Here is a 24,206-nt window from a genome sequence, read left to right as displayed (position 1 = left end):
TTGAATCTCCTCTCCCTAACCCTCTCCAACAGGAGAGGGAATTAAATTTTCAACTCTTCGTGCCTTCGTGGTGAAAAATCACGCTTCTTTATTAATCAAAAAATAAACCACCGGAATCACCAGCAGCGAAAACAAGGTCGAGGCAAAAATTCCAAAGATAAAGCTCCATGCCAGCCCTGAAAAGATCGGATCGAAAATAATCACAAACGCACCGAACATGGCCGCACCGGCAGTCAGAAATATCGGCCGCAAGCGTATCGCACCGGCTTCAATCAGGGCTTCTGCCAGCGTCACATCGCCGCGGGCGCGAATGCGCTCGATAAAATCGATCAGGATAATCGAGTTGCGCACCACGATACCGGCCAACGCAATCATGCCGATCATCGCGGTGGCGGTGAAATAAATCGGGTTGGGATAACCTGCGATAGGCGCGGCAAATAGATTAAGTACCCAGAAGCCCGGCATGATGCCGATCACGGTCAGCGGGATCGCTATCATCATCACCAGCGGCACACTCAACGATCCGGTTTGCCCGACCAGCAAGATATAGATCATCACCAGCGCGGCCGCAAAGGCCAAGCCAAGATCACGAAACACATCGACGGTGATTTTCCATTCACCCTCACCTGCCAGTTCGGCGGTATAACCTTCCGGCAACGGGCGTTCATCCAGCACGTCATTCAAATCGAAAACCGCTTCCACCGGGCTGCGTCCGGCCATTCCGGCAATCACGTAATTCACCCGTTGCAGGTTCTTGTGGAAAATAGGCTGGTCTTCGCTTTCGATATTGGCGCTGCCTATTTCGCTTAACGGGATCAGATCGCCCTGCCCGGTTTTAACCCGCAATGCCAATAAATCGGCAACAGACGAGCGGAGCGCGCGAGGTAGTTGCAAGGTGATTTCAAGCGGCTGGCGCTCGCTGTCTACATGAACGATACCGACAGCCTGGCCTGCGGCAGCGATGCGCAGCGTTTCGGCAACTTGCGCAACGCTGACGCCGGACAATGCCGCTTTCTCCCGGTTCAAGTGAAAATGGACTTTGTCATGTTGCGCTTCGGAATAATCATCGACATCGACTACGCCTTCGGTTTTTTCCATATCGGCCCTGACGCGCTTGGATACGGCGACCAAGCTGTCAATACTGGCTTCAGGCGGACCGTAGACTTCGGCGACCAGATCGGAAAGCACCGGCGGCCCCGGTGGGATTTCCGTGATTTTAAGGTTTGCGCCGTATTGTTTACCGAGCCGTTCTATTTCAGGGCGAATGCGTAAGGCGATTTCGTGCGATTGCTGCTCCCGCCGGTCTTTAGCTAATAAATTGATCCTGACTTCGCCGACATAACCGCCGCTGCGTAAGTAATAATGGCGAACCATGCCGTTAAAGTCCATCGGCGCGGCAAGGCCGGTGTAGGTTTGATAATCGGTGACTTCGTTGACGGTGGCAAGATAGCTGCCGAGGGCGCGCGCGACTTCGTCGGTTTGCTCAAGCGTCGAGCCGCGCGGCATATCGATCATGATTTGCAGCTCGTTTTTATTGTCGAACGGCAATAACTTGAGCGGAACGGCGCGGGTGATGGCCAGCAGCGTTGAGCCGATAAAGGCTATCAGCACAATCAGCAAGAACAACTTTGCGCGTTTTGAGGTCTCCAGCAGTGGGCCGAGTGCTGCGCGATAAGTCCGGTAGATGAAGGTTTGCTTGAGCTCCAACGGCGCTTCATCGCTATGCTTGTGATATTCGCTTTGCAGCAGTTTGAAACTCGCCCACGGCGTCACGGTAAAAGCGACGATCAACGAAACAATCATCGCTATCGGCACGTTAAACGCCATCGGCGCCATATACGGCCCCATCATGCCGGTGATGAAAAACATTGGCAGGAATGACACGATCACGGTAAAAGTCGCCAGAATGGTCGGCGGCCTGACTTCATCGACCGCCGTCAACAGCGCTTGTAGCGGCGATTCTTTGCGTAACTTATAGTGGCGGTGGATGTTTTCGACATCGACGATCGGGTCGTCGACCAGCAGGCCAAGCGACAGGATCAACGCAAACAAGGTGACGCGGTTGATCGTGTAACCGGAGATATAATCCAGCAACAAGGTCAGCGCCAAGGTCATCGGCACGGCGATCGAAACGATGAACGACTCTTTCAGTCCCAACGAGAAGGCCAGCAATACCACAATAATTACGATAGCGAAACTCAAATGCTTAACCAGTTCGTTGACCTTGTGGTTGGCCGTTTCGCCGTAATCGCGGCTAATGCTCAGCAAAATATCTTCCGGGATCAACGTGCCGTGCAGTTTTTCCGCCGTGGCGATCACGGCTTCGGCGACGTTGACCGCATTGCTGCCCTTACGCTTGGCAACGGCAATGGTGACCATCTGACGCTCTTGCCCGACTTGCGGCTTGTTGCCGGTGGCGTGGCCTATCGTCGGCATCCCGTCAACCGCAGGGCCAAAACCGATGCGGGTGTAGTGATCGACATCGGCCGGGCCGTCTTCAATGCGCGCCACATCGCGCAGGTAAACCGGGCGGCCTGCAACGCTCTTAATGACGGTCGCGCCGACTTCGTCCGATGACTCAAAATGAGGCCCCGCTTCCAACAGAATTTCACGGTTGCCGCGTTCGATGTTGCCGACTTGCAGGTTAACGTTAGCATTAGCCAGCGCTTGGGTAATCTCAAGCAACGTAACGCCATGCGCCACCAGTGCGGCAGGATTGGCATAAATCGATACCCGCCGCTGTTCGCCGCCGACAACCCAACTTTTGCCTACATCGCCGACGCTTCTCAAGGAAATGATCAGCTCATCGGCGATACGACGCAAGGCCATCGAGTCGTAATTATCATTCTGCGCGGAAAGCGTCAGCAGAACGATCGGCACGTTATCGATTTCGACCGGCGACACTTTCCAGTGGGTGACGCCTGGAGGAATCAGGTTCTGGTTGGACATCAGCCTATCCCAGGTCTTGACCAAGCTGTCTTCAAAAGACTGTCCGACAAAATAACGCACGGTAACCAAAGCCGCGCCGGGTTTAGACACGGAATAAACATATTCCACGCCTTCAACTTGTTTAAGCAGAACCTCCAACGGCGTGGACACCAATTTTTCGACTTCTTCGCTGGAAGCACCCGGAAATTCGACCAGCACATCCATAACCGGCACGACAATCTGCGGGTCTTCTTCCCGCGGCGTCAGGATCAACGCCGCCGCTCCCGCCAGCAGCGAGATGATCAGGAACAGTATGGACAGCTGCGACGTGGTGAAAATTTCGACAATCTTGGTCGTCAATCCACGCTTGGGATTTTGGTTTTGCAGGTCGTCCATTATTGCGCCTGCTGAGGATGGGTTATGACGGTTTCACCGGCATGCAAGCCGGAAATGACTTCGATTTGCTCGCCGAAAGTTTTACCGGTTCTGATATGGCGCATGAGCTCACGGCCTTCGGACCAGACCTTAACGACTTCCAGCTGGCCGATATGTTCCACTGCACTGACAGGAATCAATAAGGCTTCATGTTGGCCGCAGGCTTGTTCCAGCCAGCCGAAATATCCCGGTTGTAGGCCTTCGATAGCAGGCAGTGCGATTTTAATCAGCTGGGTGCGGGTTTGCGAGTCGACTTCGGGACTGATCTCGTCAATTTGCGCGCTGGTGGTTAGGCCCAGCGTATCAATGCGCACATTGACGTTCATGCCGATGCTGTAACGCCCGGCGCAAGTGCTTGGCACGTCGGCCTCAAGCCTTAAGCCTTGCGGCGTTTGCAAGGTCACCACGGGTACGCCGGGCAGGCCCATGTCGCCAGGTTCTTGATGGCGTTTCACAACAACGCCGTCAAATGGAGCGAGCAACAGCGTATCGGCCAGATGGGAGCGGATTTCCGTTACAGCGCTTGCCGCCTGATTTGCACCGGCTTGCGCCTCTTTGGCACTGGCGACTACGGCGTCAAAATTTTCTCGGGTCGCCGCTTCTTTGCTGTACAGGCTGCGGGTGCGCTGTTCGTCTGCTTTGGCGCGATTGGCTTGGGCATTGGCTCCGACGAGTGCGGCTAGAGCTGCATTTTCCTGGGCCTTAACATCCCGTTCATCCAGGCGGGCGATTAGATCGCCTTTTTTGACTTTGTCGCCGGCATGGACCTTGATCTCGATAATCCGGGCCGTCATTTTGGGGGCGATATTGGCTACGGTTCTCGACTTTACCGTGCCGGGCCAGGCAAGAATATCGTCAATCTGCTTTTTTTCGACAATAGCCGTATCGTTTTTCTGCGCGTTTGCATCACCGGGCAATGGGCTATTTCCTGGCGACACTTTGCTAACAAAGCTGCCTTGCATATAAAGCAGCAGCAAAATCAGGGCTAAAACGGCGACGGCAATAGTGACGATTTTGTTGATATTTTTGGGTTCGGTTTGAGACATAAGATTTCCTTTGTCTTAAAAAAATATTTGTCCACGAAAGACACGAAAAGCACGAAAAAATACTAAATAAACATTCTTATCGTTCCCACGTAGCGCACTCATCTTTATACACAACTGTCTGTGGTACACCGTCATTCCGGCAGGGATTGCCGGACCCGTTAGAGCGCGTAGCGAATCCAGAGCACAGGGATGTGAACGCTTGATTTTACAGAGCAATCCCTAGTGACACTTGTGTCTGTTCCAGTATCGCCATCCATGGCTTCTCGGCAACTGCTCCTGCGTCGCCTAAAGCGCCTACTGTTGGTGCTCTACCTCCTGCATCCATGCAGTCGTGGATCCCGGCAATCCCTGCCGGGATGACGTGTTTTTTAAATACTTGTGTACAGTGATGAGCGCTGGAGCGTAGAAATTATTCATTTATTATTTTTTCGTGCTTTTCGTGTCTTTCGTGGACAAATCGCTGTTTAGGTTTTACTTCCAATCGCCGACCGCTTTTTTCAATGCCGCTTCGGCACTCAAGGCATCATAATGCGCTGCAATCGTGTTGGAGTGGGCTTTATTCCTGGCTACTTCCGCTTCGATATAACGAGTGACCGTCACTGTTTCCGCGCGTCGTTGTTCATTAACCAGCCTCAATGCTTCGTCGGCAGCGGCCACCGAGGCTTCGGTGACGCGCATACGAGCCTGGGCTTCTTCCAACTTCAGGGAAGCAACTTTCACTTCCTGTTCGATAACCAGCTTGGTTTTTCGTTCCGTTTCACGGGCTTCGGCAGCTTTTCGCTCCGCAGCACTGACGCGGTTTTTGGTTTCTAACCCGGAAAACAAATCCATTTCGACGCTGACTCCGGCGGTGACATTATCTTTGCTGCTGGAAAAACCGGGAGACTGGCTGTTTTGGCCGTAACTCACATAAGCATCGGCTTTGGGCAAATAAGCGCCCTGCTCGCTTTTTAACTTGGCTTGCGCTATTTCTACCTGAGTGGCGGCCGCTTTAACTTCCGGGCGTTGCGTCATCGCAAGTTCGAGCAAGTTGTTAAACGATGCCGTCATCTTGGGTTCAGGTAATTTCGAAGAGGCGGACGCAACAGTAAATGCGTGATCCGTCGATAGGCCGAGCAAGGTAGCGATGCCGGTTTTGGCTAGCTCGATGCCGTTGGCGGCCCTGATTTCGGCTTCCTGCGCTTCAGCCAGTTTCACTTCCAGCGATAAAACGTCGGATTTAAGCACGGTTCCCGCCTCATACCTCAGTTTTGATTGCTTTAGCTCGCTGGTAATCGCGGCAATAGAATCCTGAGCGACTTTTTGCGCTTCCTGCGCGGCCAAATAGGCATAATATGAAGCGGTTACGGCTTCAATCAAGGCATTGCGCACGGTTGAGCGTTCAAACTCCGCCGCGTCGATACCCAGCTCCGCCGCTTTACTGTTTTGATAATCCTGGCCGCCACGAAACAGGGACAGTTTGCCTATGATTTCGGGACGAAAGTTTTGCCGATAACCGGGAGTGTTAATGTTATTGATCGAATTGGAATTAAAATCCCTTTGCGACACAATCATCGAAAAGACTTGCGCGGGATTGTTCGAATGATCGTAACCAACCTTGGCGGTTACTTGCGGATAAAATGCGGACAGCGCTACGCCTAATTGGGCCTCGGCTTGGCTGATGCGTTCCGAGGCGATTTGCAGGTCGGGATTATTGGATAACGAGTAATCAATGGCCTGATCCAGTGTAAAGGATTGGCTGGTTGATTTCTCCGGTGCGGCTTTATCAGCAGGATTTTTGAGACCTTGATCCGCTAAGGCTGACAAGGTCGATAACATGAGCATCGGTAATAGAGTTAATGCCAATTTGTTTTTTATTGTTTTAAGCATAATCTTCACGTACCTGTTAAGAAATTGGCATTTTTGATTCACCACGAAGGCACGAAGTCCACGAAGGGTTATGTTTTTCTTCGTGGTCTTCGTGCCTTCGTGGTGAAAAATATAACAGCGTTTTCGTCGAAAACTTATATAAAACTGTACTGCAAGCGGGACGGGGTTTGTAACCCCGCCCCTAACGTTTCTGAGCTATGCACACACTTAACCAACATCAAACGTTTCGGACGGGGCAACATGCCCCGCCCGGCTTGTGGTTTCGGGAAGCTAAAGCTACCTGGCGGTATTCCCAAGCTTGAGCTTGGGAATACCGCACTCTTCGTGTCTTCGTGGTAAAAAACATAACTCTACACAATCAAAATGCGCTACCCGGCTTAAAGCCCAATTTTTTAAGTATGATTGCCATCGGACAAAACCCCGTAAATGCCGATTGCAGCAAATTTGCGCCGACAAAAGCGGTAAACCATAGCCACAATTCAGAATGATAATGCGCCAATAACAGGCTAATCAAAATAAAACTGCCTGCAACGGCAAAAACTACGCGATCAATAGTCATATTAGTTTCCTTTTAACCGAACTATACCTATTAATTTGAGCATTAACCGTTCATAGAAAGGTTCGCTGATGCCTTTTCGTATTTTACGCATGAAATATTTCTCGAAACCGATTTTAGCCAGATGCACCCATTTACCTTCGGCCGACCAGGTTACATTACGCGGCGGAATTTGCGGTTTGGCCAAAAAAGCCACCCCCGAATCGCCAAAATCAGCCAGACATAACGCATTCAACGTCGCTCTGTGGGTCGGCTCTTTGCCGGCCAACTCATCGGCAATATTATGCGCGGTGGCGGTCACCATAGATTCGATCATATAGCCGGTTTTAGGCGCGCCAACCGGTACCGGCGTCGGTTCTATAGGCGGAATGGCAATGCAAACGCCGACGGAATACACGTTCTTGAAAGTTTTATTACGCTGATGCTCATCCACCAAAACAAAGCCGCGCGGATTAACCAGGCCTTCGACGCCGACATTGCGCACCGCGTCAACACCGGTAAAAGCAGGTAACATCATTGAATGCTTAAAGGGCAATTCATGTTTTTTCTTGTCCTTGCCCTCATCATCGACTTCAGTGACAAACATCATGCCGGGTTCGATTTTGTCGACCTTGGCATTGGTTATCCATTTGACGGTCTTGTCACGTAAGGCGCTTTCCAGCATACCTTTGGTATCGCCGACGCCGCCCAAGCCCAAATGACCGATATAGGGTTCCGCGGTAACAAAAGTCATCGGCACTTTGTCGCGAATTTTCTTTTTGCGTAACTCCGCTTCAAGAATCATTAAATATTCATACGCAGGGCCATAACAGGACGCTCCCTGAACCGCACCGATAACAATCGGGCCGGGATCTTCCATGAATTTATCCCAATCTTTTATAGCAACTTCAGCATGATCAACATGACAAACCGATGAGGTATAACCATCAGGCCCTAAACCGGGAACTTCATCGAAGGCAAGACGCGGTCCTGTAGCGATAACCAGGAAGTCGTAAGCAACGGCTGAGCCGTCATCCAGCAGCACTTGATTATTAACCGGGTCGACTTTTGCGGCGGCTTTTTGAATGAATTCGATGCCTTTCTTTTTAAAAACCGGGGCTAATTCAATCTTCAACTCTTCAGGCGTTCGCCATTTGGGTGGAACCCAGGGATTTGACGGAACAAAATGAAAAGTCGGGCTATCGGAAATCACGATCACATCATGATTTTTTCCGACTGTTTCCTTCATTTCGTAAGCCATTGGTACGCCGCCAATGCCTGCACCTAAAATTACAATACGAGCCATGATGTTCTCCTGATTAATAATTATTATTACGTGCCTTGTGTCTTTTAACTAGCCGATGTTAATTGAAAATCTCATTCAAATGAATGGGTATATCTACTGAGTAGCGAAAAAGAAAAATCGTCACCTATAACCGATCGGACAAAAGTACCGAAAGACTTAACAGTCAATTCGTATATTAGTGATCATTAATAAACAGTAACACAATTTTCTCTTGGCATCCAAGCCTAATTGTTAGAGTAAATCAAACTTAAAGTTTGTATTGTTTCTCTCAATGTAATTTGTTTTAATCGCAGGCTGTATTGGTTTACTTTGTGTTCAATGCCGTTCATCTCAAGTTCTGCTCTACAGAACTGCAACCCATAGGGGAAATTTATGATTTCAGAGGCCGTGGTTGATTTATCGCGCTGGCAGTTTGCAGCAACTTCTCTATACCATTTTCTGTTTGTTCCGTTGACATTGGGCTTGTCGTTTTTACTAGCGATTATGGAATCGACCTATGTTATGACCGGCAAAGAAATTTACAAGGATATGACCCAGTTCTGGGGAAAATTATTCGGCATCAATTTCGCGCTGGGCGTCACCACCGGTTTGACCATGGAATTTCAATTCGGCATGAACTGGTCGTATTTCTCGCATTATGTCGGCGATATTTTCGGCGCGCCGCTTGCTATTGAGGGCTTGATGGCGTTTTTCCTGGAATCCACCTTTGTCGGCCTGTTTTTCTTCGGCTGGGACAAGCTGGGCAAAGGACAACATTTGCTGGTGACCTGGCTGGTTGCGTTAGGAACCAACTTATCCGCGTTATGGATTCTGGTCGCCAACGGCTGGATGCAAAACCCGGTCGGCGCCGAGTTCAATTACGAAACCATGCGTATGGAAATCTCCAGCTTCGGTGACCTGTTATTCAACCCGGCCGCCCAGGTTAAATTCGTCCATACCGTTGCCGCAGGTTACACCACCGCCTCTGTTTTCGTGCTGGGCATCAGCGCTTATTACATGCTGAAAGGTCGCGATGCAGCCTTTGCGCAACGCTCTTATACCATCGCCGCAGGTTTTGGCCTGGCCGCGATCCTGTCGGTCATCGTGTTGGGCGATGAAAGCGGCTATACCGACGGCGAAGTACAAAAAGCCAAACTGGCCGCTATCGAGGCCGAATGGCACACCGTCGAACCGCCCGCAGCATTTACCGTCATCGGCATTCCCGATCAGGAAACCATGGAAACGCATTATGCAATAAAAATTCCCTGGGTATTGGGCTTGATCGGCACGCGTTCTGTCGATGAGCCGATTACCGGACTATCGGAGATCCTGGAAAAAAATCGCCAGCGCATTCGTGACGGCATGAAGGCCTATTCACTGTTACAGACGTTAAGAACCGGCAGCAAAGATCCTATTGTCCGTGCCGAGTTTAACCATTACAAACAGGATTTGGGTTACGGTCTATTGCTCAAACGCTATACGGAGAACGTGGTCGACGCGACCGACCAGCAAGTAGAACAGGCGGTGCAATATTCGATACCCAGAGTCGTGCCTTTATTCTGGACCTTCCGAATCATGGTGGCTTGCGGCTTTATTATGCTGGCGATATTTATTTTTGCGGTTATCGCCAGCTCGATTCGTAAATGCAGGCAGAACTGGTTGTTGCGTTCGAGTCTTTATATTATGCCTTTACCCTGGATTGCCTCTGAAATGGGATGGTTTGTAGCCGAATTCGGCCGTCAGCCATGGACGATTGCGGAGATTTTACCGACATTCTTAAGCACATCCTCCCTAACCGAACTGGATATATATCTAAGTCTGGCAGGCTATATCGGTTTATATACGGTATTTTTGATCATCGAAATGTTCTTGATGCTCAAATTTATCAAGTTAGGCCCCAGCAGCCTGCATAAAGGCCGTTACCATTTTGAAATCGCCACAGGAGCATCACTATGATTTTCGATTATGAAACCCTGCGCCTGATCTGGTGGGCTTTATTAGGCGCTTTATTGATCGGCTTTGCCATTACCGACGGCTTTGACCTGGGCGTGGCGGTCTTATTACCCTTTTTAGGGAAAAACGATAGCGAACGCCGCGTGATTATCAATTCCATCGGCGCAACCTGGGAAGGCAACCAAGTTTGGTTTATAACCGCGGGCGGCGCGTTGTTTGCTGCCTGGCCTATCGCCTATTCCGTGGCATTTTCGGGATTTTATTTCGCCTTATTGCTGACCTTGTTTGCGTTATTCTTAAGGCCGATAGGCTTTGATTACCGCAGTAAACTGCCCAGCCAAACATGGCGCAACAACTGGGATATTGCGTTGTTTGTCGGAGGGTTCGTACCGGCATTGATTTTCGGCGTGGCGTTCGGCAACTTGTTGCAAGGCGTACCGTTCCACTTCGATAACGATATGCGTATTTTTTATACCGGCTCGTTCTGGGCATTATTAAACCCTTTTGCATTGGCGGCGGGACTGCTCAGCTTATCGATGCTGATCATGCACGGTGCGGTTTATTTACAGCTCAAAACCGAGGGTGACATTAATCGGCGTTGTAAAAAAGTGGTCACTGTTTCTGCAATCATAACGCTGGTCATTTTTGCTGTGGCGGGCTTCTGGGTTGCCCATATTGACGGTTACCGTATCACCACAGAAATCCTCCCTAACGCACCGTCCAACCCATTGGCAAAAATGGTTTCCAAAGAACCGGGCTTATGGCTGGATAACTATGCGCATTGTCCTGTGTTATGGGTTATTCCCGCGCTGGCTTTTATTGCAGGAGTTGCAACCATCGTGCTATCGAAAATTGACCGCACTGGTCTGGCATTTATAACCAGTTCATTAGTATTAACTTCCGTTATTTTAACGGCGGGCGTATCGATGTTTCCGTTCCTGATACCGTCGAGCTCGGCGCTGAGCAGTTCCTTGACCGTATGGGACGCCAGTTCCAGCCTTACCACCTTAAAAATCATGTTCTGGGTGACGGTGATTTTTTTACCCATCGTTGTCGCTTACACAACTTGGGCGTTCCGCGTGATGCGCGGAAAAATCACGCTGGAACACATTCATCAGAACGATCATTCGGCTTATTAGGAGATTGCTATGTGGTATTTCACCTGGATACTTGGATTATTACTGGCCTGCTCACTAGGCATTATCAACGTGCTGCGGCTGGAGGCTCAGGAAACATGGGATAGGGAACATATCCCCTTAGACCCGCTAACCCAGTTAATGACCAGAGACACGATGCTGGGCCGCTTACAGGAAAAAGTCGAAAACTCCAAACGCAACGGCTTCCCGTTTTCCATTCTTTTTATCAGCTTGAAAGATTTTAAAACCCAGCATAACGACCTGCCCGACTACGAAATGGACGCGATATTACGCGGCGTGGCCGGTTGTTTTAAGAACGACATCAGGGCTGGCGTCGATATTGCGGCGAGAATGGGAGAGCAAGACTTCTTGATCGCCCTGCCGGGTTCGCCGTTGAGGAAAGCCGAGCGGCTTGCGGGGCAGATTAAAAACGGAATTTCACAGCAAGTTAAAGCGCCCGGCCTGGTTGTTGAAGCGGCTGTTGGGGTTGCTGAATACTCCGCACTCACTGAAAAATCTGCTGCTACAACGAATGAAGTGGATGAATTGATCAGAGTTGCAACGGCAAAGAGCGGCTTATAAATCCCCGCTCTTACATTGCATATATACTCAACACAAGCATGGATGCTACCGCTCTCGTTCCCACATGCTACGTCACTGCCATTAAATTAAGAAAAAACCCCCTCTCCTGCTGGAGAGGGTTGGGGTGAGGAGAATAAAAAATAAGGCAAAAAGCTTTATTTGATCCCCTCATCCTAACCTTCTCCCTGAGGGAAAAGGTACTGTCCATCCTTAATTTAATGGCAGTGACATGCTACGTAGGAACGAGAGCAAAAAACAAAAATGCGGTGCAAAATTTGCCACCCCAATTTATTCTACAAGAAGCGGCAGTTGCCATAAGTAACAAATTTGTTACAATCCCCCCATGAACTATACCATCACCTACTACAATGAGCGGGTTAAGCAGCAAGTGATGGCACTACCGGCGGGAATCTTAGCGGATTACATTCACTTGACCGATTTAATGCAAAATCACGGGGCAAATTTGCACATGCCTCATTCCCGTGCAATGGGCGGCGGTTTATTCGAACTGCGCCCCAAAGGCAAAGAAGGCATCGGGCGCGTGTTTTATTGCACACAAATTGGACAGGCGATTGTTATTTTGCATAGCCTAGTCAAGAAAACCAATACCACACCAGCGGCTGATTTACAGCTTGCCAGAAAACGACTAAAAGAGGTTAACCATGGCTAACGATACTTACCAACCCGTTCCACACGATGCCGCATTTCGCGAACAATTATTAAGTAATCCGGCGGTAAAAGCCGATTATGACGCCAACATCACAAAATACGCCATACTCGACGAAATACTCAGCGCCAGACGCGAAGCCGGATTAACCCAAGCGCAAGTCGCTGATCGCATGGGCACAAAAGCCTCGGCGGTGGCCCGCCTGGAAAGCGCCTTGGTCTCAGGCAAACATTCGCCGTCTATCGACACCTTGCGCAAATACGCCGCTGCTGTGGGTAAAAAATTGGAAGTGCATTTGGTTTAGACAGGGATAACTGCTGAACAGGACTCTCTAAAGACCATCAATAATTACACAAGTCCCTTTAGCGACAGGATGAAGGTCATGGGTTGTGTCGGCGATGCGACAAACCCATGATGCTCATAAAAAGCCTTTGCTTCAATCGAAAGCGCATGAACAAGAAGACCGCGTATGCCAAGAATGCCGCCAGCTTGCGCCGTGCGACCGACGGCATCTTGAAGCAAGGCAACCTCAACCCCTCGCCCCTGCCAGGACTTGTCAACGGCAAGACGACCAAGAATGGCGACAGGAACAGGATCAGTTAATGTAGGTCGGGCGACAGCTTTTCGTTGCCCGACATTTTAACGCCAGAAGAGGGAACGGCGGCGGTTAAGCCCGAAATTCGTCATTTTATTGAAGCTTGAGAGCGTCGGGCATAAACAGCATGCCCGACCTACGGAACTGGGCTAAGATCAGACCGGGTGCGTGATTGGGAAGGCCTGACCATGTGTTTTGTGACCTCTTTATTCTGCTTTTCCCATGAACGCTAGTACTCTGCAGCCTCGTTAAGCAATATTATTTAGCATTTCGTTCTGAAAGTAATAGTTCGTACTTTTCTTCAATTAATGAACGAACTGCTTTATTAATAGCCGTTGTAACTATTTTTTTAGCATCCGAGTTTGCGGTATTTTTGTAAGTTGTTTTTACACAATCAAAAATCAACTCGGATGAAGCAATATTTTTTTTGCTACGTTCTGAATGGCTAAATGAAAAACTAATGTGACATTCGCCAGAATTTGCTCCTTCTTTGAATGGAAACGTTATATCAATTCGTAGAATATAGTAATACTTGTAATATTGTTCATCACTAATCAGAAAAATGTCATTTAGACGTTCTCCATCAATTTTCAAACGCCTCACTGCTTGCTTCATCCATGATATTTGCGGATCATCAGGCAATGGCGGTGCATTTTTATCAAGACTTATCTCAATATCATTAACTGTTCCAAGCAAAAGATATTTAGGGAAACCAGCGGTAAGCCGCTTAAAGAACCTAACTCTTTCTTCGTTAGTAAAAGAACCAAATGTAATTTGTTGTGGTTTTGTATCAGATACTAGCTTTGAATCACTTAGTATTTTTGCAATACGAGAATTTATTTTCTTATTAACAGCTTCAATCCCTTTTGACGAATGGGTTGAAGAACGGTCTAATTTCAGTGAATTGCCTTGTTGCTCAATCGTTATTTCCCCGTTAAAAATTAGCTCTCTTTGTAAAAAATCCCGACTAAAATCTTCACGCATAATCGAATAAGATATAGTTATTTTTTTACCTTCTACAACAATTGTTGGTTCCGTAACGAACTTTTCATTTCCTTTGCTGGAAAGCATTTGAAAATCTTCTGTTAATAATAATTTCTTAAGGGGGCTAATCCAGTCCAAACCTTTCTCAGCAAGTTCTAAACTCAAAAGAGGTTTCACCTTTGGTCGCGATTCACGATTGAAGTTATTCTCGATTAATTTTAAAAATTCATCCGGTGTAAGCAATGTTGCAGATAACAAAGGGACGGTAACTTCTTTGTCATTATCACCTACAAATACCCCCTTTTCTTTAAGTACACTATCTACTTCACCGTATGAGATGTGATTGCTATTAAGTAATCTACGAAGTTCATTGCCATAAGCAATACTTGAATATATATTAAATTCCGAACTCATTTTGTTTCCTCATCAAGAAAATTCAATATAGAGCGTTCAAAAGAGAATGGTGTTATAGATTCTTCTCGACGATTGAAAACAAGGCGAGCTTGTTTTGCATCGTTTCCATGGTGTGTGGGATTATAATCAGGCATTCCTATTTTTATAACTGAAACAGATCCCGATACAAATTGTAAAGCATAGGCTATTAGCCTTTTATAAGAATCAACACTAAAAGTTTGATTGGCATAGATGACTAACTCTTGCACACTGCCTTCTGTGTTTCGAATAAAGCCAAAAATAATGTCCGCAGCAATTAATTCTAATGGAATCATTTTCCCTGTTCGGCTTTCATTAACTCCCATTGATGTTCCAATTTGAGGGTAAAAAAATTCGACATTACCTTTAACTGAACGAGTCGTTAAATCGTCAACATTATCTTTATTTGAACGACGCTTTAAATCATCAACAACTTTTAGCAGGAAAGATGCGCGAGCATTATCTATTAGGTAAACAGGTACATCATTAGATTGTTCAAGCTGGCTATTAGATAAGTCTGATTTGATGTTCTGCTCAATATTATCCTTATCATTTTGTAACCATACCAATAAACCAGAATGGTGTTTGTGTCGTTTTGCACCAAACGAATTAGTTATTTCTATTAGTTTTGGGTCATGCTTTGCACACTCAATGATTTCATGCAACTCCTTCAAATGGGCTTTAAAACTAGTTTTTAGTGCCGCGTTTTGCGGATACTGATCAATATTGTTTTTTACCGAAATATGGACAATTTCGGTATGGTCATCATGAAACGGATTGTGGTATATGAAAAACTGATCTTCTTCATGTGTTGTTCTCTGATTTCCACTTTCAGTTAAGTGCGTCGGCGTGTTGCATTTGATAGTTAGGTTGTGAATTGATGGTTTCCATCCAATCATTTCTAAAAGAGAAGAAGCTAATTGTTCACCAATTTTTCCTGACTCATTTGATTTTCCACCCATAACTAATTCCCCATAATTTCGATAGCTATTGTGGCAACAAGTCCATTCTCTGTGTTTTGAATATCTATTTTTGATATGCTGGAGTTAGCTGACGTAACCAAAGTTATTCCTTCTGCAATTCGGGTCTGTTTAGTTACGTTTTTGGTGTATTTTGCAAAAGTCGGGCTATCTAGCTGCAAATTATCGGCAAGATCAAATCCGCTTTTTCCTTGGAGATTGCTCAGTATTTCACCGAATGCATCTTCATCTACATAATCGGCTGAAATTTCTTTAATAACCCCTAGCGAAATTGTTTCAGATTCTTCTATGCTTTTAGATATTCGGTTTCCAAGTTCAAGAGCAGCATTAGGATCAGATATTTTTGATGATATTGCTTTCAATAAAGCCCCCCCGATTTTTGCACAAGCTTTAGGCGTACTTTGTGGAGTGATTTTTAAGAACGATTCCATCCAATATTTTGTTTTTTGGCTTAATGAATCTATAGCAAACACTCGATTATCAGTTGACAGAACAAGAGCTCCTTTCTGCATTTTTTCAAGTGAAATGCCCGTCCGCTCTATAAGCTGGAATGCACCTGAATCATCGTCTACATCAAGATAACTATCTTTCATTTCAATCCGATAGATTCCCAGAGCATCACACGTTACGCCATCAACAATAAGACCTGTAAAAAAAATGATGATTAGTTCCCCACTAGATATTTTTGGGTGAGTGGATGCACTATATAAGTGTTTCGCAATATTTTGAGATTGTTCGCTAAAACTTGAAGGCTCTGCAAAAACTTGGTTTGTGAAATGATAAACCGCATTCAACCCTATATCAGATTCATGATAAAAACCGTAAATATCATTACTTCTTACAAGTGGCGCAAGATAGTGACGAAGGAAAGTATCATCAATGTCTTTAGTTCTTTTTACCTCTTGATTTGAAAGCGAGTATCCCTCCTCCCTGATTCTATTTCCTACGCGGTGAACAATAATCTTCGCAATTTCTGCTGAACTTATATCAATCATATTTCCTACACTTTTGCGATAAATTTATATCGCGAATTATAACTATCTGGGTAATAAAAAATTACTGGGGTCAACGCAATAAGATGCGCCACATAGGATGTGCCGACGCCAGAAGGCGCATCATTCGGGTTACTCACCCGCATCAAAATCAAACTCACCCGAATGCCCCCAGGTCATGGGATAAACACCCATTTTTACAAACTTGAAAAAACTCGAATGCGGCCAATCTGCAACTTGGCAGACCCAACCGTGCTTGACCGGGTTCCAATGAACGTAATCGACATGACGATTGAAATCATCTTGATCCGTTATTAAATGCGTCCAAAAACGGCGTTGCCAGAGTCCGCGCTCGCGCCGTTTTTTCCTGCTTTTAGAAATGCTTTCGCCGGTATCGATGTGACTGGAAAAGCGCCCTTTGATCTGTCCCCAACGCATTGAATAATTAACATCACCCGGCGGTAAAGTCCATAGACAATGAAGATGGTCGGGCATGATAACCGCCGCTTCAATGCGAAAAGGGTGTTTCTTTTTAACATCATAAAAGGCCGTCCGCAGTACATCTATGTTTTCAACCAATAACCGATTATTTCGTCGTTTGGCAATATTCACGGTAAAAAACCATGTCGCGCCCGGCGTGTAAATGCGGCGGTAGTTGGTCAATGGACTGATTCCTTTATTTACGCTTTATGCGAATGATGCGCCTCCTGGCGTCGGCACATCCTATATTGGCGTTGCAACCGGCGAGCTGCTTAGCCTACGTATTAATACGAGGTGGCAGCAAGATAGCATTATTCCTTTAGCAAAACAAAAAATATCTAACGTCAGTCATTAAACGCCTTGGCTTCAAGCGAAAGCGCTCGAACAATTATTCTTCGGATGCCAAATGGTATCGGCGGCCTGTATAACTCTGATGCCGGCATCCCTTACCAACGCCCGCCCCAATCCTTTGCCATGCAATGACCGGTCTACTGCCAGCCTACCGAGTACCACGACGGGATAGGATTTGGCATATTGCGACTGAAGCGGCCATCTGCATCGTCAACGGTAATCGCGCTCGAAGCCCGGTAGGCCGGAATAAGCCGGTTCGAACGACAGCGAGAACTGGCGTTTCCAGCAAACACCTCCTAAATTCGCCGGAAACGCCACCTCGCGCTACGCGCTTGGATGGCCTTATTCCAGCCTACGCCATACACTTCGGCTTGCATTGTGTGTTTCTCCAAAATAAAAACTTACTCGCACACAGAAACTCCCTTTGCTTACTTCAAAAACCAGCAAACTATTATTTTAGGCTGAGTAGTTACCACATATAATGTAATCATTCTTTCAGTGTCGTGTAGTAAATCGACTACAGTTCAAACAATTTGGAAATTTGCGATGGAAATATGAGCGATCACAACAAAATACTCACGTTTCAGTCGCGCGCTACCGATGCAAAACTGGCGGTGCAGGAGTTTCATGCAGCGGTGGCACAGCAGGACATGGCGTTGGTGGTTTTCTTCTGCTCCAGCGAATACGACCTTGACGTGCTGGCTGCAGAAATGCGCCGTTTGTTTGCCGGGGTTCAAGTCATCGGCTGCACCACCGCTGGAGAAATCGGGCCGGCCGGTTATTGCCAGCATAGCCTGTCCGGCGTTAGTTTTCCTGAAGCAAGTTGCGTCGCTGTCAGCGGGCTGCTGGATCAATTAAGTGAGTTCGATATTACCAAAGGGCATGACTTCGCCCAAACCCTGTTACAGCGGCTTGAGAGTAAAGCCTCAAACCCAAGCCCGGATCATAGCTTCGCGCTGCTGCTGATTGACGGCATGTCCGGGCGCGAAGAACGAGTGGCGCATGCATTGCAATATACATTAGGCAAGATCGCGCTGTTTGGCGGATCGGCGGGGGACGACCAAAAGTTTGCCAAAACTTATGTTTATAGTAATGGTAACTTCCATACCGACAGCGCGGCACTGGTTCTGGTTAACACTGCCCTGCCCTTCAAAATATTCAAGACCCATCATTTTGTTTCGACTGACGAACGTTTCGTAGTCACGGAAGCCGATCCCGCCAAGCGCATTGTCAAGGAGATCAATGGGCTACCTGCAGCCACAGAGTATGCCCGGCTGGTTGGTGTTGCCATTAACGAATTCAATTCAAAAGACTTTGCCTTTCCCTCCGTCGTGGTAAAAATTGGCGGTACGGATTATGTACGCTCTATCCAGAAGGCAAATGCAGACGGCAGCCTGACTTTCTATTGCGCCATTGAAACGGGCCTGGTACTCAGAGTGGCGCATGGCGTGAATTTAGTGGATAACCTGGAGCAGACTTTCGATGCAATTCGGACAGAAATAGGCTCAACTCAACTGGTCTTGGGTTGCGACTGCATTTTGCGCAACCTGGAAGTTTCCAAAAACGGTTTGAAGGATCACGTCATGGAGATTTTCCAGCGCAACAACACTATAGGTTTCAGTAGCTACGGCGAACAATTCCGCGGCATACACAACAATCAGACTTTCACCGGCTGTGCCTTTGGCAGCGCTTCCGGGATAGAGACAGAGATGCGCGATGACTAATCAAGCGGGCATGAACGAGCAGGTATTGCATGCCGAAATCGCGCGCCTGAACAAGGTCGTTCAAGCATTGATAAATCGCGCCGAAAGCAGCGCGAACATCGATACGTCCGACTTCAATCTGTTTCAGTCAACAATTACGCTTGAAGATCTGGTTCGCCGCCGCACCGATGAACTGGAAGCGGCATTGCGGGATAACGAGAAAATTACCCGTGCCTTGCGTGAAAGCGAAAACCACAACCGCTTGCTGGTCGAAAACTCACCCATGTGTATCCACGAGATAGACATGGACGGCAGAATAGTTTCCATGAACACGGCGGGACTGTGCATGTTGGGGCTCAAAGAGGAATGCCAGATACAAGGATATTTATACCTGGATTCAGTCAGCGCTGCCGACCGGGAGCGCGTAGCTGCATTACTTACCCAGGCTTATGCCGGGGAAAGCAGCCACTTCGAGTTTAAGGCCGATGGACCGCTCGGGAAGATTTATCAGTCGTGTTTTGTTCCGATCAAGAACAAGAATGGCGGCGTTGAAAAATTGATGGGCATCACCGAGGACATCACCAATCGCAAGAGCCTGGAACGGCAACTGGTGGAGCGCGAAGAGTTGTTCCGCGCCATTTTCGAACAGGCGCCCAGCGCTATCGAACTGATAGACCCGAAGACATTGCGCTTTGTCGAGGCCAATCCTGCCGCATGCCGCACTTTGGGCTATACGCATGAAGAATATCTCCGACTACAGCTAGTTGACACTCAGGCTGACTTGAATGAAGAGGCGCTGGTTGCGGCAGTGCGGCAGGTGGATGAATCGGGCGGGATGTCTTTTGAGAACAGGCACTGCTGCAAGAACGGAGACATTCTGGATGTCGAGATCAATTCCCGCATGCTGGATCTCTCCGGCAAGCGTCTGCTGGTTGGCGTCTGGCGCGACATCACCGAGCATAAGCGGGCTCAGCAGGAAATAAAACTCAAGAATACGATCCTGCAAACCCAGCAGGAGGTTTCGCCCGATGCCATCCTGGTGGTCGATGAAAACGCACACATCATCTCTTACAATCAACAATTCATTGACCTATGGCAGCTGTCCCCACAGCTGATCAGTGAGCGGCTGGATGCGCCGATACTTCAAACAGTTGTTGAACAAGTCGCCGAACCGGAAGCATTTCTCGCCCGAGTCCAATATCTATACGAGCACCGAGACGACAAAAGTCATGAAGAAATACCGCTAAAAGACGGAAGAATATTCGATCGGTATTCAGCTCCTGCCACCGGAGCGGACGGCCGGTACTATGGACGCGTCTGGTATTTTCGCGACATCACCGAACGCAAGCGAGCGGAGGAAGACTTGCGCATCATTGCCGGCGTGTTCGACAACAGCCAGGAAGGCATCGTGATCACCGATGCGAACAATGTTTTCTTGAGCGTTAACCCGGCATTCACCAAAATTACAGGCTACACCCGCGAAGAAGTGATCGGCAAAGACCCCAAGATGCTGAGTTCGGGGCGACAACAGGACAAGACCTATTATGCAAAGATGTGGCAAGCTCTGAAGCAGAAAAGGGCCTGGCGCGGCGAGATTTGGAACCGGCGAAAATCCGGCGAGGTTTTTGCGGAGTTACTCTCGATTGCAGCCATCTGCGACGATGATGGTCGGGTGCGACGCTATGTCGGTGTATTTTCCGACATCAGCTACCTCAAAGCACATGAAGCCGAGCTGAGCCAAGTCGCCTATTACGATGCGTTGACCGGCATTCCTAACCGGCGTTTGCTGGCCGACCGCATGGATCAGGCCATCGCGCGAGCGCAACGTAGCGGCAGGATGCTGTTCGTCTGCTACTTGGACCTTGACGGCTTCAAGCAGGTCAACGACCGGTGCGGACACGAGGCCGGCGACCAATTACTGGTGGAAGTGTCCCATCGCCTGCAAGAAGCGTTGCGCGCGGGCGATACCTTGGCACGACTGGGCGGAGATGAATTCGTTGTGTTGTTTAATGATCTTGCCGGTGAGCGGGAGTGCTGCCAAATTCTCGACCGCATTCTGGAAATTATCGCTCTGCCGATAGTCATCGGCAGTCATGAAGTTGCGGTGTCGGCCAGCATTGGCGTATCTTTTCATACTTCTGCCAACGAGGACGGCGATACGCTATTGCGCCAAGCCGATCAGGCCATGTATGTCGTCAAGCAGACCGGGAAAAGTCGCTACCATTTATACGACGCGAAACATGACTAGATTTAAACTTTGAAAAATCACAATTTGCGCTTTTTGATCGCCCTCACCCCAGTCCTCTAGGCACTTGCTCCTACCCCTCTGCTAACGCGCGGCATCCCTGCCGCGCCCCTATCGGGCTGTTCTCGATAAAAGCTCCGGTGCTCGGCGCAGCAAACGGGAGAAATACCATCCTCCGTGCGTAACACCAGTTTGTAATGAAGCTGCGGAATGTCGAATCTAGGCATCGTACTGATCGACTGGCAATGTAATTGTGAAAGTTGAGCCTATGCCAACGGTACTGTTCACTTCAATGGTGCCGTGATGTTTAGCAATAATGCCCCAAGTAATCGAAAGACCAAGACCGGTACCTTGTCCCACCGGTTTTGTTGTAAAGAAAGGATCGAAAATCCGCTTGAGATTTTCCGGCGGGATACCGGCACCGGTGTCAGTAATCAAAACCTGGACCGCCGTGTTGTCGCTTGGGCATACGCGCGTAGTAATGGTAATTTCCCCTTTCTTTTCAATGGCGTGCCCTGCATTAACCAGCAAATTCATAAAAACCTGGTTGAGTTGCGAAGCAATGCAACGGATTTGGGGCAAATCATCGCTATAGTGCTTGATCACTACGCATTTATATTTAAGTTCGTTCCAAACAATATTCAGTGTTGATTCCAGTCCTTTTTGCAGGTCGGCTGATTGCCAATCCGGTTCCCCAACTCGAGAAAAATTCTTCAAGTCCTCTACGATTTTTCTCATCCGTGTAATGCCGTCTTTTGACTCTGTTATCAGCTCGAAAATATCGGACTTCAAATATTCAAAGTTCTTTTCTGCTTGCAGCGCGATAACATTAGCGAGATCGTCATGATGGAGGCTGGTTTGGCAAGCGGCGGTTATCTCTAAAATATCCTTAACATAGCTTTCAAAAGTTCCCAGATTGGAATAAACGAAAGCAATCGGGTTGTTCAATTCGTGGGCAACGCCGGCAGCCAATTGACCAATCGTAGCCATCTTCTCCGATTGCAATAACTGGCTTTTAGCTTCGGCCAATTGAAGGAGTTTTTCTTCGTATTGCTTGCGGTCAGTAATATCCCGTACTGTGCCCAGAAGCACAAGTTTTCCATCCAACTCCATAGAACTTAATACCACCTCGGCCGGAAAATCTTTACCGTTATCGATACGCCGATGCAGCCATTCGAAGCTATGGCTTCCCTGTTCCAAGGCCTTGGCTATTGCCTCTTTAGAGCAATCCGATGAATTTCCGCCGCATGGCTGCTGAGGAGGGGAAAAGTCACTGGGTTGCTTTGTATAAAATTCCTCTTTGGTTGCGCAGCCGAATATGGCTAAGGTTGCGTCATTGCAATCAAAAAAACCGCGTTCGTCCCAAAGCATGACTGCTTCGCTTGTGGATACATAGAGTGTGCGAAACTTTATTTCGGATCTTGCAAGTGCGGATTCCGCCATTTTACGCTGGCTAATATCTCGCAATGCAGCGGCAATCAGTAATCCCTTGGAGGTATTGATAGGGCTAAAGCTAACCTCGACAGGAATTTCCCGGCCCTCTTTAGTTTTAACCCTTAGCTCTTGTTGCTTGCCCACCGGCCCGGCCTGGGCATTACCTATATAATTTTCACGCAACTTAGCAAATATATGATGCGATTCATCGGTCAATAAAATATCGATGGGTTCGCCCAATAGCTCGTTTTTACTGTATCCAAGTAAGTCTTCAGCTTGATGATTAACGATGCCGATCAAACCGTAGCTATTTAAGATCACCATGGGGTCCGGCGTCGATTCAAGTAATGCACGAAATTGTGTCTCACTCTCCCGTAGCTCGGTCTCGTCTGCTATACGCTGGCTAATGTCACTGAACAAAGCGAAAGAATAGATTCTTTCTCCGCTATCGTCGGTGATTGAATTGCTGTCAATCAAACAAGGCAATAGGCTCCCATCGGGACGGTTCAGCCGTGCTTCCATTCGATAATTGGCCTGCATCACGGAGCTGTTATCCGTACTGATTAAACCCCTGTAAAACCTGCCTACCAGTGACTGTTTGTCCGTGCCCATCAAGACCAGCATGGCTTGGTTACATTCCGTGATAATGCCGTCTCGATCCATCATCACAAAACCTTGGCTGGTTGAGGCAAGAATGGCATTGATACGGGTACGAACATGAGCGATTTTCATACCCAGGTAAGTAAACATTAAACCACTGAAGATCAGCAAGACGGCGATACAAATAACAGCGATTGCAAGAATGTTAGGGCTTGTTGCCGCAATGACGCGAGCATCGCCATTAGCATGAGCATGAGCATGAGCATGAACAAAGTACGCCGCTTCCATAGCGATATAATGCATGCTGGATATTGCCCCTCCCAGCACGATGCCTCCGATCAACGAAGAAACAAATGTACTTGTAACCCCCGGCAATCCGGACAGAAAAGTCTTGATCGACAACGCGGCAACCGATAAACAAACAGCGGCGGCAAGAGACAAAATGAACAGGTTCAGGTTATAGCGCAAGATCCCGTCCAAACGGATTGCCGCCATGCCGGAGTAGTGCATCAGACCGATACCTGAGGCCATAACGATGCCGCTCAACAGTAATTTGTTTAAAGTGACCTTTTTGCTGGTAACAATATTTAACGCCACGGCTGCTGCAAAAATGCCGGGCAATACGGATAAGCCGGTAATCCATGGATCATAAGTGACCTCGCAATCAAGCTGGAAAGCCAACATGCCGATGAAATGCATGGCCCATACGCCCCCGCCAAGAATCAATGCACCGATTGATAACCAGAGATAACGTTGATCGCCACGCGCCAGTCGATCGACCATCTCAAGCGAACAGAAGGACGCAAAAATTGCGATGAGCACTGAAACAATCACCATCGGAATGTTATAACTCCTGTTGTATGCAAGAGTCATATCGGTTAGTGAGTTTAGAAAAAATAGATCAAGCACTTGTCCTCCTTTAACGGCGTTGACGAATAGATGGGATTGCACTTCGTGGTTGAGTTCACGATATC

General features: G+C 48.0%; 18 protein-coding genes. 7 read left to right on the top strand and 11 right to left on the bottom strand.

Going from position 1 to position 24,206, the window contains the following annotated elements:
* Nucleotides 1-78: 78 nt before the first annotated feature.
* The 5 genes from METTU_RS19355 to METTU_RS19335 all read right to left on the bottom strand — a co-directional run bounded on the left by METTU_RS19355 (nt 79) and on the right by METTU_RS19335 (nt 8,119).
* Nucleotides 79-3,324, bottom strand: coding sequence for an efflux RND transporter permease subunit (locus tag METTU_RS19355; RefSeq protein WP_006893653.1), 3,246 nt, complete (start codon nt 3,322-3,324; stop codon nt 79-81).
* On the bottom strand, nt 3,324-4,409 hold the full coding sequence (locus METTU_RS19350; protein ID WP_006893652.1) for an efflux RND transporter periplasmic adaptor subunit: 1,086 nt from the start codon (nt 4,407-4,409) through the stop codon (nt 3,324-3,326). The genes METTU_RS19355 and METTU_RS19350 overlap by 1 nt, the downstream gene beginning before the upstream one ends.
* Before the next feature lie 471 nt (nt 4,410-4,880).
* Nucleotides 4,881-6,254: a TolC family protein gene (locus METTU_RS19345; RefSeq protein WP_254258061.1), complete on the bottom strand. Its 1,374-nt coding sequence runs from the start codon at nt 6,252-6,254 to the stop codon at nt 4,881-4,883.
* 382 nt (nt 6,255-6,636) lie between these two features.
* The gene (locus tag METTU_RS19340) at nt 6,637-6,837 is read right to left on the bottom strand and encodes a YgaP family membrane protein (protein WP_006893650.1); all 201 of its coding nucleotides are present in this window, start codon (nt 6,835-6,837) and stop codon (nt 6,637-6,639) included.
* Nucleotide 6,838: 1 nt separating this feature from the next.
* Nucleotides 6,839-8,119 (bottom strand): NAD(P)/FAD-dependent oxidoreductase, encoded by a 1,281-nt coding sequence (locus METTU_RS19335; protein WP_006893649.1) that lies wholly within the window; start codon nt 8,117-8,119, stop codon nt 6,839-6,841.
* A gap of 372 nt (nt 8,120-8,491) precedes the next feature.
* Here METTU_RS19335 and METTU_RS19330 point away from each other — a divergent pair, with 372 nt between their 5' ends.
* From METTU_RS19330 to METTU_RS19310, 5 genes are all read left to right on the top strand, one after another.
* Complete coding sequence (locus METTU_RS19330; protein ID WP_006893648.1) at nt 8,492-10,054, top strand: cytochrome ubiquinol oxidase subunit I; 1,563 nt, start codon at nt 8,492-8,494, stop codon at nt 10,052-10,054.
* A complete protein-coding gene (cydB, locus tag METTU_RS19325; protein ID WP_006893647.1) occupies nt 10,051-11,190 on the top strand; it encodes a cytochrome d ubiquinol oxidase subunit II in 1,140 nt (379 codons plus the stop codon). Before METTU_RS19330 ends, cydB begins: the two co-directional genes overlap by 4 nt.
* Before the next feature lie 9 nt (nt 11,191-11,199).
* Entirely contained in the window at nt 11,200-11,769 is a 570-nt protein-coding gene (gene cydX / locus METTU_RS24695) for a cytochrome bd-I oxidase subunit CydX (RefSeq protein ID WP_040581063.1), read from the top strand.
* Between the two features lie 343 nt (nt 11,770-12,112).
* Nucleotides 12,113-12,439, top strand: coding sequence for a type II toxin-antitoxin system RelE/ParE family toxin (locus METTU_RS19315; protein ID WP_006893646.1), 327 nt, complete (start codon nt 12,113-12,115; stop codon nt 12,437-12,439).
* Nucleotides 12,432-12,740 (top strand): helix-turn-helix domain-containing protein, encoded by a 309-nt coding sequence (locus METTU_RS19310; RefSeq protein ID WP_006893645.1) that lies wholly within the window; start codon nt 12,432-12,434, stop codon nt 12,738-12,740. Before METTU_RS19315 ends, METTU_RS19310 begins: the two co-directional genes overlap by 8 nt.
* Before the next feature lie 44 nt (nt 12,741-12,784).
* Here METTU_RS19310 and METTU_RS22785 read toward each other — a convergent pair whose 3' ends face one another.
* From METTU_RS22785 to METTU_RS19285, 5 genes are all read right to left on the bottom strand, one after another.
* Entirely contained in the window at nt 12,785-13,015 is a 231-nt protein-coding gene (locus METTU_RS22785) for a GNAT family N-acetyltransferase (protein WP_081466952.1), read from the bottom strand.
* Between the two features lie 274 nt (nt 13,016-13,289).
* Nucleotides 13,290-14,429 (bottom strand): GapS4b family protein, encoded by a 1,140-nt coding sequence (gene gapS4b, locus METTU_RS19300; protein ID WP_006893644.1) that lies wholly within the window; start codon nt 14,427-14,429, stop codon nt 13,290-13,292.
* Nucleotides 14,426-15,409: a GapS4a family protein gene (gene gapS4a / locus METTU_RS19295; RefSeq protein WP_006893643.1), complete on the bottom strand. Its 984-nt coding sequence runs from the start codon at nt 15,407-15,409 to the stop codon at nt 14,426-14,428. The genes gapS4b and gapS4a overlap by 4 nt, the downstream gene beginning before the upstream one ends.
* Nucleotides 15,410-15,411: 2 nt before the next feature.
* Nucleotides 15,412-16,422, bottom strand: a complete 1,011-nt coding sequence (locus tag METTU_RS19290; protein ID WP_006893641.1) for a nucleoid-associated protein — start codon at nt 16,420-16,422, stop codon at nt 15,412-15,414.
* Nucleotides 16,423-16,551: 129 nt separating this feature from the next.
* Complete coding sequence (locus tag METTU_RS19285; protein WP_006893639.1) at nt 16,552-17,082, bottom strand: REP-associated tyrosine transposase; 531 nt, start codon at nt 17,080-17,082, stop codon at nt 16,552-16,554.
* Between the two features lie 722 nt (nt 17,083-17,804).
* Between METTU_RS19285 and nosP the strand changes: the two genes are divergently transcribed.
* Nucleotides 17,805-18,974: a nitric oxide-sensing protein NosP gene (gene nosP / locus METTU_RS19275; RefSeq protein WP_006893638.1), complete on the top strand. Its 1,170-nt coding sequence runs from the start codon at nt 17,805-17,807 to the stop codon at nt 18,972-18,974.
* Complete coding sequence (locus METTU_RS21955) at nt 18,967-21,201, top strand: sensor domain-containing protein (RefSeq protein ID WP_006893637.1); 2,235 nt, start codon at nt 18,967-18,969, stop codon at nt 21,199-21,201. The genes nosP and METTU_RS21955 overlap by 8 nt, the downstream gene beginning before the upstream one ends.
* Nucleotides 21,202-21,417: 216 nt before the next feature.
* Here the strand turns inward: METTU_RS21955 and METTU_RS21950 are convergent, their stop codons facing one another.
* Nucleotides 21,418-24,054 carry a PAS domain S-box protein gene (locus METTU_RS21950; protein ID WP_169624979.1) on the bottom strand — a complete coding sequence of 879 codons (2,637 nt, stop codon included), beginning with the start codon at nt 24,052-24,054 and terminating at the stop codon, nt 21,418-21,420.
* Between the last annotated feature and the right edge of the window lie 152 nt (nt 24,055-24,206).

The sequence above is a fragment of the Methylobacter tundripaludum SV96 genome (assembly GCF_000190755.2).
Classification (GTDB): domain Bacteria; phylum Pseudomonadota; class Gammaproteobacteria; order Methylococcales; family Methylomonadaceae; genus Methylobacter_A; species Methylobacter_A tundripaludum.
Note: the sequence above shows the minus strand (reverse complement) of the source record. Positions and strands in the feature narration are given on the sequence as shown.